This window comes from Rhizobium sp. RHZ01, assembly GCF_014851595.1.
GTDB classification, from domain to species: domain Bacteria; phylum Pseudomonadota; class Alphaproteobacteria; order Rhizobiales; family Rhizobiaceae; genus Rhizobium; species Rhizobium altiplani.
This window is the reverse complement of sequence record NZ_JACUZZ010000013.1, coordinates 41,741-57,987: the sequence shown is the minus strand read 5'-3', so window position 1 is coordinate 57,987 and position 16,247 is coordinate 41,741. Positions and strand designations below refer to the sequence as shown.

Annotated in this window: 3 protein-coding genes; 1 reads left to right on the top strand and 2 read right to left on the bottom strand. The window is 60.7% G+C overall.

Annotated elements, in window-relative coordinates; genetic code table 11:
* Positions 1 to 14: 14 nt before the first annotated feature.
* A complete protein-coding gene (locus tag IB248_RS15220; RefSeq protein ID WP_112666360.1) occupies positions 15 to 1,376 on the bottom strand; it encodes a TolC family outer membrane protein in 1,362 nt (453 codons plus the stop codon).
* Positions 1,377 to 1,893: 517 nt separating this feature from the next.
* Here IB248_RS15220 and IB248_RS15215 point away from each other — a divergent pair.
* Positions 1,894 to 2,454 carry a GGDEF domain-containing protein gene (locus IB248_RS15215; protein WP_246779248.1) on the top strand — a complete coding sequence of 187 codons (561 nt, stop codon included), beginning with the start codon at positions 1,894 to 1,896 and terminating at the stop codon, positions 2,452 to 2,454.
* Between the two features lie 87 nt (positions 2,455 to 2,541).
* Here the strand turns inward: IB248_RS15215 and IB248_RS15210 are convergent, their stop codons facing one another.
* Positions 2,542 to 15,969, bottom strand: a complete 13,428-nt coding sequence (locus IB248_RS15210; RefSeq protein WP_192241163.1) for a DUF5801 repeats-in-toxin domain-containing protein — start codon at positions 15,967 to 15,969, stop codon at positions 2,542 to 2,544.
* Between the last annotated feature and the right edge of the window lie 278 nt (positions 15,970 to 16,247).

The window sequence follows — 16,247 nt, the reverse complement described above, 5'->3', positions numbered from 1 at the left end:
CATGGCCACGTCGACTATTGCTGTCGAATTGGCGCTAGAAGGTCCAGGGGCATACCGGCCTTCTGATGTGAATCAAGCTCGACATATCCAGGATTCGCGACGCCCGCGGGGACAACAAACTCTTCCCGCGCATAAGGTTTGGACTGATCGACCGGCTTCAGCTTCATCGTCTGAAGCAGATTGCCCGACGCCGCCAGGATCTTGTACTCGGCAAACTGCGACGCAACGCGCGCGGTATCAGCGAGAACCTGAGTGTTGAACTTCGTGTTCTGCGCATCGAGCACATCGAGCAGCGAGCGCTGGCCAACCTTGAACTGCTCGCGGTAGGAACCGACGAGCTGGTTGTTGATCGAGGCCTGCTTGTTGAGGATGCCGGACAGCTCGCCGCGGCTGACGCGCTCGTTCCAGGCGGAACGGACCGACTCCGAGACCTCGCGCTGAACCTGGGCGAGATTGTAGCGCTGCTCGCCGGCACGACGGATCTGCTCCTGCTCGCGCGCAACGTCGATGCCGCCGCGATAGAGGTTCCAGCGGGCAACGACACGGACCTGATAGTCGTTGGTGTTGCCTTCGTCGCCATCGATGTCGTTGCCGACGCGGGCCGAGCCTTCGAGATTGACCTTCGGCAGGTAGTTGGCGCGCGCACCACGAACCCCGGCATCGGCCGCATCGACGTCGGCATTGGCCGAATAGATGCGCGGGCTGTTCTTGGCGGCGACGAAGACCGCGTCGTTCAGCGTCTTCGGGACGTACTTGCCAACGGACGGCGGCGTCTGCGCATTGGTGATTGGCTCGCCGACGACCTGAAGGAAGCGGATTTTCGTCTGCTCAAGCTCTTCGAGCGCTTCGCGCAGCCGGGCCTTGGCGGCCTGCAGACGTTCGCTGCCCTGAAGGCGGTCAGCGTCCGTGAGCGCACCGCCCTTGATGCTCTCGTCGATGTCGCCGACCATCTGCGTATGGAACGCAACGTTCTGCTTGGCGGCAGCAACGATCTGGTTCTGGAGCATGTATTCCAGATAGTCCTGCGTCACTTCGAGTGCGAGCGACTCAGACCGTTCGAGAACCCGAAAGGACGCGCCATCGACGCGCGAAGCCTGCTGTTCGACCTGGGCGCGGCGGCTGCCGCCATCATAAAGTGTCTGCGAGATCGTCAGACCAACATCGCCCGGCGACAGATAGTCATGATCATCTCTCAGCGAACCGGAACTTTCGTTCGACAAGCGACGGCGCCCGATCCCGCTCTCCAAATCTACGGATGGCAAGTATAAACCGCGCGCTTGACGTAGTTCAAACTCGATAGCTTCTCTATCCTTCGCAGCCTGCAAGATCTGCGGGTTCGTTTTCATCGTCTTTTCGATAGCCTGCTGCAGAGACATTGCATTTGCATCAGCATAAAACGAAAAACTCAAAGCAACCGTCGCAGACAATGCTGCAAAAATTCTTTTGTCCTTAAACAAGTTCGATGCCCCTCAACATCAAAGATTCACTCGGCGTACCCGTATACCAAAGATTTTCTTTGGCAAAGAAGTAACACCAATCTTTCCACATTCCAATCGCAGCTTCAGACATTCCTGCCAAGACAGTTAATCCCAGTGGACAACTGCCTAAAGCGAGAATTTTACAGGATTTTTTAACGGGGGCTTTGCCCGAACCTGTTTATCTGGCATTACTTTCAAACGGACATGACCCGCGATGAATTTTAGCCAGCGTTACTCTTCCGCCACAATCGTTTCAGCTCTTCGGATCGCAACCCTCGGTGCTGTCTGCTACGTGGCTGGATCCGTCGGCGTTTTACTTATCTTAAACCTTCTCGTACCGGATCGACCATTTTTGGTGGGATTTGTCGGCGCAGGTTTAATTTCGCTTTTTGTTGCATTTCCGCTGCTATTGATCTTGCAGCTCAAAGTTGGCGATCTCAAAAAACTACAGGAAACGATTAACTATACTGCCCGCCACGATGCCGTAACCAATACGCTGAATGGTACAGCCTTTGCTGCGGCCGTCGAACACTACATCGACCGGCGCAAGCGCATCGCCACCGACGGTGGCGGCGTGATGATCGCCGTCGTCATCGATACGCTCGACGAGATCAGCCGACGCTACGGCCCGCAATGGGCAGACACGGTCATGCAGTCGCTCGCCGCGATCATCCAGTCGTCGGTCCGAAAGGGTGATCTGGTTGCGCGCCTTGCCACCAACGAACTCGGGGTTTTCCTCCCGGGCGCGACCATCGAAAACGCCCAGGACGTCGGCACCCGCATCCGCCGGCGCGTCGCGGAGGCCTCTTTCTCGGCCGAGGGATCGCTGATGACGATCGGCATCCGGCTCGGCGGCGCCGTTTTCGAGGGACCAACCGACTTCACGCATATCCGTCAGTTGGCAGACGAAATGGCCATGGAGCGCGGCGGCGAGTGCGAAGACGCCATCCCGCTGTCGCGGCTGCCGGCCGCCTGACCTAATTTAGCCGAATCCTGAGAATGAAAAAAGGCGCCGAAGGGCGACGCCGAAGGGCGCCTTTTACTTTGCCGGTTTGTCCGAACATCAGCCGACGTGCGGCGCCGTCGTCGTGTCGTGCTTGTCGTCGAAGAGGATCTTGACCGCTTCCGTGGTGTTCTGGAGAACCGCCACATCGTGCCAGCCGCCATTGGCGTTGACGCTGACTACGGTATCCGTGCCGCTGACCGTCGTCTTGACGCTGGCGAGTGCTTCCGCCTCGCTTGCCTGGTGACCGAGCAGGCTGTCGAGAAGCTTCGAGACGTCGAGCGTGTCGCCTTCGCTTGCCTTGTAGTCGGTGATGACGTCGGCCATCGACACGCCCTTCAAGGCGTCGGTGTCGAGGACGAAGGTATCAGCCCCTGCCCCGCCGGTCATCGTGTAACCGCCGGCGCTCCCCGACAGGATGTCATCACCGTCGCTGCCGATCAGCGAGTAGGCGTTGCCGCCGTTTTCGCTGCCGCCGAGCGTCGTGTCGAAGGCGACCTCGACGAAGTGGCCGGTCGAGCCGTCCGTAAGGGTGTAGCTGCCATCGGCAAGGATCGATTGACCGTTGATCTCCGTGCCGGACGTGCTGGCATCGAGCGAGATGCCGCTGATCGAATGATCCGCCAGGCTCGAAAGCTCGCCGCTGTCGGTGATGCCGTTGTGGTTCAGGTCCTGCCAGACGGTCAGCTTCGAGAAGGCCTCGTCGGTCGCATCGATCTTGCCGTCATGGTTGCTGTCGAGCGTTGCCAGTGCTGCCAGGCCATCGACATAGCTTCCACCGGCAAAGTGCGGCGAGAAAATCTCGCTGCCATTGTCGATCTTGCCGTTGCCGTCCACATCGAACGCCAGGATACCGTCACTGGCGGATGTCCAGGCAATCTGATCCTTGTGGCCGTCGGCGTTGATGTCGAACTGCACGCCGTTGTCGAGGGACGTGAGAGCGATGCCATTGTGGTCGAGATCGAGGATGATGGGATCGATGGAAGACGCAACAACGGAGCCGTTATAAATGCTGGTGAGCAGCGTATTGCTCAACTGCACCAGCGTCCCACCGGCGGCATCACCCGTCTGTTGATAGATGTAAGTGTTGGTGCCATCGGTAAACGCAAGTGTGGCACCGGCATTGCCAATATCGCTGCCCATCAGATACTGGACAGCCGCCGCAGCTCTTGCCGTCGAAGTGATGGTGAGCGCCGTTGCACCTCCATCCGTATCGTAGAATGTCGCCATACCGGTTGCCGCATCGACGCTATGCGATTCCACGGTCCGATTTGAGCTGCTTTGGTTAATGGTTAGTGTCGAGTCACCAGCACCGTCAACATAGCCTGTCGTCGCCCGAACCGGTGCGACAGAGAAGGCAATTTTGTCAGCCACACCTCCGATTCCCCAGTCCATGACGATGTCATGACCGGAGATGGTTCCGCTGTTACCGCTTCCACCGATTGTAGGAGTCGATTCCCCAGCAACGATCACAAACGTGTCTTTGCCGCCACCACCATAGAGCGTATCACCGCCGGCGCCGCCATTGATCCTGTCTGCACCAGAGCCGCCAGTGATAGAGTCGTTACCCGCGCCGCCAGTGATGTTGAACGCGCCATTGGTTTCGGCCGCGCCGTTCCAGGTCAGCGTCTGGCTGGACGTGAGCGCGGAGCCATCGACCTTGAGCGTCGCGCCCGAGGCAACCAGCGTATCGACGGTCGTCACATTCGTCGTCGCGGCGCCGAGCGTGATGGTTTCGATATTGGTGACCTTGTCGAGATCGTTGGTTGCGCCGTTCGAGTCGGTGAATGTCAAGGTATCGTTGCCGGCACCACCGTTGATCGTATCTGCATTCGTCAGATTGCCCGCGAGAACGAACTTATCGTTGCCATCGCCACCGGCAAGGGTGTCGTTTCCCGCACCCGACGTGATGATGTCGTCTCTTGCGCCGCCGGTGATCGTGTCACTGCCCGCGCCGCCGGTGATGTTGAACGAGCCATCGGTTTCAGCCGCGCCGTTCCAAGTGAGGCTTTGACCAGACGAGAGAGCGGAGCCGTTGACCGTGAGCGTCGCCCCCGCGGCCACCAGCGCATCGACGGTCGTCACATTCGTCGTCGCGGCGCCGAGCGTGATGGTTTCGATATTGGTGACCTTGTCGAGATCGTTGGTTGCGCCGTTCGAGTCGGCAAACGTCAAGGTATCGCTACCGGCGCCGCCATCGACCGTATCCGCGCCCGTCAGGGTCGCCCCGAACGCAATCACGTCATCACCCGAGCCTGCCTTGATTGTGTTGACGCCCGTGCCCGCCGTGATCTTCGCGAAGTCCTCGGACTGGTTCGACAAATCGAGTAGCACCGTGGCCGAGGAGTTGATCGTCACGTTTTCGATATTGACGATCTGATTGTTGTTGGCGCTGGTGAAGTTCGCATCGACACGCAGCGTGTCCGTGCCGAGACCGCCGTCGATCAGATAATCGTTCTGGTCCGCGACGATCGTATCGTTGCCACTGCCCCCTGTAACGAAGTCTCTCCCGGCACCACCGTCGAGCGTAGCCGCCGTACTTCCCGAGCCGATAAGGATGTCATTGCCCGCGCCGCCCGTAATCACGCTGTCGCTGGAGCCGCGATACACATTGACTGTCGTGCTCGTGGAGTTGGCGATCCCGTCGGTGGCCGTATACGTGAAATTGCCGCTGTTACCAGAGGTGATATCGACGCGGATGCTCGTGGAGCTTGAGCCCCGAGTTACGTTGTCGACATCCGTACCGTCCGCCGCGGTTCCGACATTCAGAGTGTTGCCGTCCGCGTCGGTGTCGTTGGCAACGAGCCAGGCGTTCTGCACTGTAAGTGTAGTCCCCTGCCCTTGGCTCGACGAATTGGTATAGATGTTGTCGCCGAACCCTACCGGTGCATCATTCACATTCGTCACAGTCACATTGAGCGTCTGCGTATCGACGCCGCCATGGCCGTCAGAAACCTGAAAGGTAACGACGTAGACGTTGTCGCCAGCCGTACCACCGACATCGCCCGGCGCTTCATAGTTAGGCGCGGAGATGAAGGTGAGAACGCCGGTCGACGAGTTGATCGCGAACTTGGCGTAGTCGGTACCCGCCGTCTCGACGATGGAATAGACCAGCGTGTTGCCGTCGGCATCGGTCGCATTGACGTCGGTGACCGCCGTCGTGCTTTCCGCGATAGAAAGGTTCGTCGAATCGGTTCCGTTGTTCGGAGCGGTGATGACCGGGTTGGCATTCGGCGGCGCGGTCACTGAAATCGCCAGCGTGGCGCCAGCGGTATCACCATCGCCGTCCACGAACGTGTAGGCAAACGACTCGTTGCCTGTGTTGCTGATCGGCGCGAGGTAGCTGTAGTCGCCGGCATGATGGGTGGTTCCGACGTCCGTGAAATAGAATGTCAGAGTGCCGCCAAGCGCCGTTTTGATCTCGATCCAAGTGCCGTGGTCCTGGTACGCGCCAGCTGGCGTGCCGCTTTCCGAAACCGTTCCTGTTCCGGCGATCGCGCCGGGTGTGAAGGTATATGTCACGCCATTGACGACGATCGACTGGACATGTCCGCCATCGGCGCCAAAGCTCGCATCGACGCCACCATCGATGACAACGTTGCCGCCGACCGACTGGGCATTGCCCAGGAAGTCCTGCAAGGTTGCAAGGAGGCCCGTGACATCGCTGGTGCCCACCAGGATAACGGTGTCCTCGGTCGTGTTGCTGTCCGATCCGTCGGTGTTCGGATAGGAGACCGGCTCAAGGTTGGAAACGTTTATGCTACCGCCAATGCCGATCGCGTAGACGCTGTCGATACCTTTCGCAGTGATGAAGGCTTCCCATTCACCGGTGGTCACGGAATTGTTGGTGTGATTTCCGTCATCCGCGCCGCTGGCAATGCCATCGCCGCTCGGCGCACCGTCCGACAGGAAGTAGACGACATTCTTGTCGGCCTGTACTGGCGCGCCGGTGCCGTAGCTCGACATCGCCTGCTGCAGGCCGAGATCGTAATTGGTTCCGCCGGACCCGCTCCAGTTCGCGTTGTTTTGGATGTACGCCAGCGCATCTGCCTTGGTCATCCAGACCGTGCCGGATGCGCTCTCGCCGAACTTGACGATCTCGACGTACTTGATCTGGTCGTTCGATTCGAGCAGCTGCTCCATCGAATACCGCGCGAGACCAATCCGGTCCTGGGTATAGCCACCAGGCACGTTGCTGACGCCGCCGCCGTAGGACGAGTACATGCTGTAAGAGACGTCCACGATCAGTTGCACGTTGACCGTGCTCATCGAACCGGTCACCGCGCTTTCGGTGACGCTATGCGCAACCGGCGTGTCGTCGGTGATCGTGAGGTTCACCGAACCGGATACCTTGTCACCCGTCGCGTCGGTCGCAGTGACCTTGATGCCCCCGATGGTCACTTGGTACACACCGGGTCCATCGATCAGGTTGTCGACCAGCGTAGCGGTGACGGTCGGAGTAGCCGACTGACCCGCCGGGGCGGAAGTATTGCCTGTCAGCGCAAGCCGGACAAAGATACCGAGATCGGTATGGGTCGGGGAGATCAGGTTCCCGACCAACTGGCCGCCATTCAGCGCCCAACTTACGGTGTAACCGCTGGCAAGTCCGCTCACCGTCGGCGCGGTCCAGCCGCTGCCGGTCGGATTGTCGAAGCCAATGGTGATAGTCTCGCCAGTCGCGGTGAAGGTGATCCCCGTCGTTGCCTGAGCCGTCTCATCACGGCTGTCCGGCGCGCTGCCGGTCACCGCGCCCGCGACGAGATCCGCCGGAACGCCGCCACTCGAGCCGTTGAGAACTGTATCGAGCGCCGCCTCGCTGAGCGTCAGCGAAATGCTGCCGCCACCGATTGGTAGGCTGTTCAAATTCAGGCTGACGGTGCCGCTTGTTGAGAGCTGCTCATACTGAGCCGAATTAGCCACGCTCCCAGCAATGCTGTTGGAAATGCTGGTCGTTGTCGCGGGATAGGTAACCGTGACAAAACCGCTTGAGCTACCTGCCGGAACGGTGACCGTAATCGGCTGGCCCGAAGCATCACTGTTGGCGAGCGTGAACGTCAGAGGTTGACCGCTCTGAGGCGCAATGGACGAGAGACCGGAGGTCGTCGACAAGGTGATCATGTAGATCACATCGGTCCCACCCCCGGCATGAGCCGCCGACGTGGCTGTCAGCGTCGCGGTAACCACGTCGGTATCGTCCGTGATCGTGGTCGTCACCGGGGTTGTGTCGGCCTGCAGGTTCTCGAACGCGCCGGCCGTGCCGGCATTGGCCTCGACCACGGTGACGATGTGGTTGGAGACACTGTCGACCTCGCGGTAGACGTCGTCGCGGTTGACTGCCACCGGGTCGCTGTCGCCCGAGCTGCTGCCCGCCGCGATCGTGATGACCTGATTGTTGGCGAGCGTCACGGTGAGCGCATTGTGCGTCGTCACGGCCTGGCCGTTCGCATCCACGAGGCTCGCCGTGTAGGTGATCGAGCCGCCGTCCTCGCCCGTGCTGCTCGGCAAGGCCGTCAGAACAACCTTCACCACGTCGGTATCGTCCGTGATCGTGGTCGTCACCGGGGTCGTGTCGGCCTGCAGGTTCTCGAACGCGCCGGTCGTGCCGGCATTGGCCTCGACCACGGTGACGATGTGGTTGGAGACACTGTCGACCTCGCGGTAGACGTCGTCGCGGTTGACTGCCACCGGGTCGCTGTCGCCCGAGCTGCTGCCCGCCGCGATCGTGATGACCTGATTGTTGGCGAGCGTCACGGTGAGCGCATTGTGCGTCGTCACGGCCTGGCCGTTCGCATCCACAAGGCTCGCCGTGTAGGTGATCGAGCCGCCGTCCTCGCCCGTGCTGCTCGGCAAGGCCGTCAGAACAACCTTCACCACGTCGGTATCGTCCGAGACATTGAATGACACATTCGCCGTCGAGGTATCGCCGTCGTTATCCTTTACCGTGAAGGAGAAATCTGCCGATCCGGCATCCTTGTAGACGTTGTCGGAATGCGCGATGAACTGATAGTTTCCGTCAGCCGTAACCCGCAGCGCTCCCTGCGTCGTCGGAATGCCCTGCGACCATCCGTCATTGCCAAATGTCAGGCTGACGCCGTTGATCTTGGAGACAGTGGCACCGTCGGTGCCCTGGGCGAAATCGAGCTTGCCTTCGACGACCGAGCCTTCGGCCACGGGCTGCGCGACCATGTTGTGCGCCACCGGACCGTCGTCCTGGAACTGAACGGTCAGATACACCTGCGATACGGCGCTCGTCTTGTCGCCGTCGGCGTCGGTCAGGGTTGCCTGGATGTGGAGGCCGCCGTCAACGACAACCTTTACGATATCGTCATAGGCCGCGGGACTGGAGCCGGCCTCGTTATTGTGGATCGGCTGATATTGCGCGATCCAGACATGGCCGTCGGCATCAACATAGACCTTGAAAACCTCGATCGTCGACTGGCCGTTGACCGTATAGCCGATCAGCGTGCCGTCGGTGCCGGTCTTCAGCAGGATGTGCTTGTTGTCATTGGTCATGAGGCCTGAGTCGGTACCATTGAAGGCGCTGCCATCAGCCTTGGTGACAGAGAACGACCACGTAACGCTCTTATCCGAGCCGACGCTGCCGATGAACAGCGCGTTCGCGCCGGTCAGCACGCTCGTCGCGGATGAGGCGTAGCCGAGGGCGTTGGCCATGTAGATCGCGGCCGGTGGGGTGTTGGCGGTGTCGGCGGCGGCGTTCGGATCGGCCAGGGTGTTGACGCCGTGACTCTCGTCATGCGCGATTAGCAGCGTCTCGTGGTTGGTGATGGTAGTATAGACCGGCACCTGCTCCGTATGAGTGACCTGCGTCGGGACCGAGGTCTGGATGTCGGAAATGCGGAACTTGTCGCCATCGTATTCGTGACGGCTGTCGTAGTTCACGCCATTGTAATTGCTGACCTTCAGCACATCGAAGGCGCCGTTCGTGTTGGCTGCCGTAACGCTGATCACCGCGCCATCGGGAACGCTGGACAGCACATAGCCGATCTGCGTGTTGCCCTGATAGGCGGCCTTGGCCGTGACCGCCTGCCCGTTGATCATGAAGGTCAGCTCAACGAAGCTTCCGCCATTGGTCGCATCAATGAAGACGGCAGCGGAGCCGCCGTTGCCGCTCACGTCCACCTTGAACTGCGCCGACGAATGCGGATCGGCGGCCTGATTGTTGGCCCCAACATTCGTTACGAAGTTCATGGACAGCACTTCGCTCGAGCTGTCGATCCACTGATTGCTGACGCCAATGGTGCCGCTGCTGGTGTTGACCGAAGCGCTACTGTTGCCGCTCCTGGCCGTAAGCAGCAGGTCATGATGCCCATCCGCACTGCCGAGCCAACGCTCCGACTGGTTACCAGCCTTTAGAGTGAAGGTTTCCTGGACCATTTCTGTCGTGGTCCAGGTGCGCGTCTCCGTATCTGTCTGGACTTGAGTTGTCGTGTCGTTGGAAGCGCGCGCCGAGATGACCGGGATATCGTCCAGCACACTTACCTTGAGACTGCCGGCGCCAAGATCGACATAGTCGCCATCGCCGTCGGTCGCGGTGACGTAGCTGGAGAGGTCGAAGGTCAGCGTGTTCTCGCCGCTGCCCGCAGGGTGGTCCAATTGCTCGATCAGCGTGAAGGTGTATTTGCCGTCAGCGCCGAGAACCAAGGTGAAGATCGCCTTTTCGTGCGCCGCATCGTAGCCGCTGCCACCGCCGACCTCGACATAACCGGTCAGCGTCGAACCGTTGGTCACGATATGGACCTGCTGACCCGCCGACGTAATACCGGCGAGTGCCGTGCCGTTGACAGACTTCAGGGTGAACCCGCCATTAGCCCCGGGGCCGTCCGCGCCGAAATCGACCAGCGTCGACAGGCTTCCCGTCGCGGTCAGGCCGTTGCTCGGCGTGCTGGTGTCGGTGTCGGCATTCTCACCTGTGCGGTTGGCATCGGCATTCGCCCAGGTAAGGCCGTCTTCGTCGACTTTAGCCGTTACCGTCGCATTGGCGATCAGCTTTGGACCATCGTCGGCGAAAGTGATATTGCGACCGATCTCGATCGTGGCGCTGCTGCTCCTCGAATCGCCGTCATAATCGGTGATCGTCGCCGTCGCCGTCAGCTTGAGGAGATTGTCGGCAAGCGAGACCACCGTGCCATCGCCGCCATGATCGATAGCTTCGTATTGGGTCAGCGTGACCTTGCCGGTGCCGTCCACCGTGACCTTGAAGATGGTGTTGGTCTGGCCAACACCCTGGAACGTGGAGGCGGTCGAGCCGTAGATCACCCCATTGCTCTGATAGAGATATATGGTCTGGTTATCGCTCTTGAGCCCAGAGGTGCCGCCTTGGGTCACCGAAAGCGCATAGCTCGTGGCGAGATCACCCGCGCCATCCGCGCCGTAGCTGGAGACAGCGTTGAACACGCCGGCGAAGCTCTGGCTGGCCGTATCGCAATTGGCGCCGATGGTGTCGGCGTCCTGCGTTGCCAGCACAACGTTCGCCTCACCACTAGCGGTCAGTGTGATCGACGGCGTGTGGTCATCGAATCTGATATTGCCGCCGAGATCGACCGTGGCGCTGCTGCTCTTCCTGTCATTGTCACCATCGGTGATCGTTGCGGTCCCGGTGAGCTTGACGAGATTGTCGGCGAGCGAGACCACCGTGCCGTTGCCGCCATGATCGATCGCGTCGTACTGGGTCAGCGTGACCTCACCTGCGTTGTCCACGGTGATCTTGAAGATGGTGTTGGTCTGCCCGACCTTGTCGGAAGTTGAAGCTGTCGAGCCGTAGACGGTGTCACCGATCTTATAGAGATAGATCGTCTGCCCATGGCTATCGAGCTTGGAGTCGACGTGGTTTTGGCTGTCCGGCTGGCCGGTCACCGAGAGCGCGTAGCTGGTGACCGTGCTTCCCATGCCATCCGCGCCATAGCTGGAGACAGCATGGAACACGCCGGCGAAATTCCGGCTGGCTGTATCGTAGTTGGCGCCGATGGTATCGGCGTCCCGCGTGGTCAGGGTGAGCGCGGCGTCGCTGCCCGCTGTCAGCGTGATCGACGGCGTATGGTCGTCGAATTTAATATTGCCGCCGAGATCGATCGAGGCGCTGCTGCTTCTCTGGTCGCCGTCATCGTCGGTGATCGTCGCCGTCGCCGTCAGCTTGACGAGATCGTTGGCGAGCGCGATGCTCGTATTATTACCCTCGCCGAGATGATCGATGGCGCTGTACTGCGTCAGCGTCACTGTGCCGCCGCTGCTTACCTCGATCTTGAACACCGTGTTGCCAACGTTGATGTCGTTTGCCGAACCGGCCGTGGAACCGTAGACAATGCCGTTCTTCACAAACAGGTGGATCGCTTGGTCGTCATGCGACAGGCCGCTCAATCCGCCCTGAGCGCTCACCGAAAGCGCGTAGCTGGTGACGGTGTTACCAGCGCCGTCCGCGCCGTAGCTGGAAACGGCGGTGAACACGCCGGCGAAGCTCCGGCTGACCGTATCGAAATTGTTCCCGATGGTGTCAGCGTCTTGCGTGGTCAGGGTGAGCGCGGCGTCGCTGCCCGCTGTTAGCGTGATCGACGGCGTGTCGTCGTCGAATTTGATATTGCAGCCGAGATCGATCGAAGCGCTATCGGTCGCCTTGTCGCCATCATGGTCGGTGATCGTCACGGTCGCCGTCAGCCTGACGAGGCCCTCGTCGAGCGAGATAACCGAGCCATTGCCGTTGCCGACATGATCGATGGCGTCGTACTGGGTCAGCGTGACCTTGCCAGTGCCGTCCACGGAGATCGTGAAGATGATGTTGCCCTGCCCGACGCTGTGGGACGAGGAGGCGGTTGAGCCAACAATTACACCATTGATCTCGTAGAGATAGATCGCATGGTCGTTGCTTTCGAGCCCGGAGTCGACGCGGTCGCCGAAGCCGCCGCGATCCCAATCGTCATGGTCATCGTGATGCGAATTTCCGCTGAGGCTGAGCGCATAGGTGGTGTTTGTGGTACCGGCGCCGTCCGCGCCATAGGAAGAGGTGATCTTGAACGCCCCGGAGAAATCGGCGCTCGCCGTGTCGGTACCGCCGACCCCGCTCCCGATCGTGTCGTGATCCTGCGTCTCAAGGCTCGGTGCCTTCGAAGCGGAGGCGGAGATCGCCGCCACCGGCACGTCGTCGATGACGCTGACGAGGAAGCTCTTGGCGTCCAACGTTACGGTGTCGTTGTCGAAATCGGTGTACTGGACCAGGCTTGACAGGTCGAGCTTCAGCACGCCCTCGCCATTGTTGCCGTAGCTGTGGTCGAGATTATCCTTGAGTTCGAATTTCCAGCTGCCGTTGTCATAGACGGTGAGCGTGAAGACTGCATGCGCGCCTTCGCCAGTGGTCCCGGCGGTGATGGTCTGATAGTGGCCGTTGGCGTCGGCGCCTTCCGCGACCGAGGTTACCGAAACGAGGCTGCCCCCCGACTTCACGCTCGCGCCGCCGTCAGCCTTGATGGCGTTGCCGACCAGCTCCGAGTTGAGCGAGAAATGCCCGCCTTCGTCGGCGCCGGTGTTGACCAGCGTGGCGAGCGAATTCGCGCCGCTGCCGCTGACGACCGCGGTGGTATTGTCGTGGAAATGGCCGTGGTGGCTGATGTCGTCGTCCGTGGCCGAGCCCGAGCCGCCACTGGTATCCTCATTGCCGTTGAGCTGCTCTTCCTCGACCGTACCCGAGACATGGGCGCGACCGGCCGTGGTCGGCGAGTCGTCGGTGATGGCGATTTTCAGGCCGCCGGTCAGCGGAATGCTGTCGCCATCGCCATCGGTCGCCTGGATCAGGCCGCCGAAGTCGATGGGCACGCTCCCATTGGTGGCGTCGGTGCCATGGTCGAGCTGATCGAAGAGCTTGAAGGTGTAGTCGCCGTCATTCGACAGGGTCAGCGTGAAGATGACGCGGGCCCCCTCACCCTCGCCCGCCGTCGCGGTGAGGACGCCGTTCGCGACGGTGTAACTCAGCGCGTCGCCATGCGAGGACAGCGCACCGAGGCTGCTTACGTCGCCGGTGAAGGAAAAACCGCCCTTGCCGTCACTTCCGAAGTTCACGACGTTTGCGATCGAGCCGCTGACTGTCGCGGGGCCCGGCAGACTGTTAGAGGCATTGCCGGTATAGGAGCCGTCCGCATTGCCGTCATTCGGGCTCGTACCCTGCGAAAGCGACGTCTTGATGTCGTCTTCAGCGACCGTGGCGCTCTGAAGTGCCTGCTGGTTGACGCTCGGGCTGTCGTCATCGACATTGACGCTGATCGTGCCGGACACGTGGTCGCCGTCGCCGTCATAGATGTCGAAGCCGAAGTTCAGGACGAGATTGTCCTCGGTGCCCGTTGCGGGGTGAGCGAGGGCGGCGTTGAGCGTAACCGAGTAGGTGCCGTCGGCATTGACCGTGACAACGATCGCGTTTTGGACGTGCAGGCTGCTCCAACTCATGGAACCGCCCTGTCCGTTCGGCGTCCAGACCCCTTCGCCCAGTGCCTCTGCTGTACCCTTGCCGGTGTCGTCAATGTACATGACCGAGAGCGCAGCGTTGCCGAGGCCGGCGACGGATTCAAGGCCGGTGACCTGGATATGGCCGAGCCCATCCGAGCCCGCGTCGAAATCGATCGTGCCGAACGCGGTGGCCCCGTGACCGTCGTCACCAGTGCCGCCCTGGTTGCCAGCTTTGCCGACGTCCTCGTCGTCAAGGATGGCACTGTTGCCGGTCACCGACACATTGGCGAGGAACGTGCCGTAGTAGTCGGCGTGCCCGGTTTCCTTGAATTCCAGCGTGTTCGATGCATTGCCGGCGCCGCCGACAATGGAGATGCTATAAGTCGTCATCTGTCCGGGCGGGTCGATTTCGAGCACAACGACGCCGCCGAAGGTGACGACCAGGTGCTTGCTGCCCGCCTGTGCCGCGCCGGCCTCGAATGTGAGGGTGTAGCTTTCGCCCTCTGCCAGTTTGAGCACCTGCGAGACCGCTACATCGCCCGGCGATGCGTCGAGGTCGATCATGTATCCGTTCGTCGAGGAATGCATGCCGAGATAGCCGTCGCCGACGCGCTCAAGCTGCGGGGTACCCTCGGAACCGTCCGCCCAGGCGATATGCCAGTTGCCCGAGACACCGGTGTTGTTGACGCCGCTTTTCTCGTTCCAGGCATTGCCGTTGGAGGTGAAGCCATCGAAGAAGAATGAGCCCGAATAGTCGCCGGCCGGTGCCGGGACCGAGATCAGAATTGGGCCATCGTCGCTGAAGCCAATTTTGTCGCCGATATCAACGGTTGCGTCGACTTTGTCGCCGTCGAAATCGCTGACCGTGACCTTGGCGAGGACCTGGCCGGACTTGATGAAGTCGATCTCGTCTTGCGAGTTGCTATCGGTGTTGTAGATCGAGACATACTGGACCATCGACAGCTGGCCAGTGACTGGATCGATTGCAAGGGCGAATGCGGCGGGATCGGCACTGGTGACCTCGCCGTTCTCGGCGTCATAACGACCGACGATTAGGCCATTTTCCTCGAAGAAGTAGATTTCGTGGCCGCCCGTGGTCTTGAGGCCGGACTCGTGATTATTGCCGGAGCCGAGTTCGAGCGACCACTGGACTGCATTCGTGGCGGCAGGACCATTGATGCCGAACTGGATATCGGCCTGCAGGAGGCCGGCGGTCGCGTATTGCGCCCCGTTCATATGCCCATCGAAGCCTTGATTGCTAACACCTTTGAACAGGTCCGCAATATCGGAGAGGGCCGTATCGTTGTCCGGGCTGGTCTGGATGCCTGCCGATTCATCGAGTACGAGCGTCGTGGCAAGGTTGCCGAGGTTGATGACGTGCAGGCTGACTGTCGGCGAACCGTCCGGGACCGCTGGCGATGTCGGTGGGGTCGCATCTTGGCCGTGCCTGCCGACTCCGCCGAAGAGGCGGCCGGGCTGACCATCCGGCTGGTCCGTGTTCTGCAGGAGGTCCGCTATCAGCGGCGGCAGATGGGGAGGCTGCTGGATCGTGTCGAAGTTGCCGCCCGAGCTTGGGGAACCTGAATGGGCCGAATAAGAGCCGTCGGGACCAGCCGCAACGTTGATGTTGTTCTGCTCGAGGGCAGCGATCACGGCCTGCTGCGGCAGCTCGACTTCGCCGAGCAGGAAGGTCGGCACGTGCACGGCGCCGTTGACGATGACGATCTCGGTGCCGTCTGCCTGGATGAGCACGAGATTGTTGCCTTCGACGCGGATGTCGTCGATCGACACGTCAGCCGGCAGGTGGGCGACGTTGTTCTGATCCGGAACGATTTCGGCCGGATGGGCGCTAGCAGCTGCCGTCTGGGGCGCCGCCGGCACGCGGTCGGTCTTCTCCGGCTGCTGGTTATTATCGGCCTGCGCGACCTCAACGCCCTGACGAGCGGAAGTCTCAATACTTGCGTCTTCATGAATGTCCTGGCGGAAGTCGTGCGAGACGTTTTCGCTTGCAGTAGCGGAAATGCGCGGATCTTCGATAGACATAACAAAACAACCCCAATGAGAAACTGGGGTCAATCAATTACGCGGAAGAGCCAAAATCAATACTTGCAGCCGCTTCAGGCATAGCCGGTTATGCTTCCACCCAAAAATGTTTTAGGAAGAGTTAACGCCGCGGCCCCGAACCTCGCCGGAAACGCTAAAATTCTAATAAAATTAATGAAGTACAAACGCGCTCCCGCAACGCGTCCCAGCTCCTTCGATTCGACGCGAACGCTGCCATGCGGCTTGCGGCGGAGCTCCCGGAACCCTCAAACAGTTCA

Coding starts and splice junctions, on each gene's coding strand:
- IB248_RS15210 (WP_192241163.1), bottom strand. CDS start 15,969: ATGTCTATCGAAGATCCGCGCATTTCCGCTACTGCAAGCGAAAACGTC.
- IB248_RS15220 (WP_112666360.1), bottom strand. CDS start 1,376: ATGTCTCTGCAGCAGGCTATCGAAAAGACGATGAAAACGAACCCGCAG.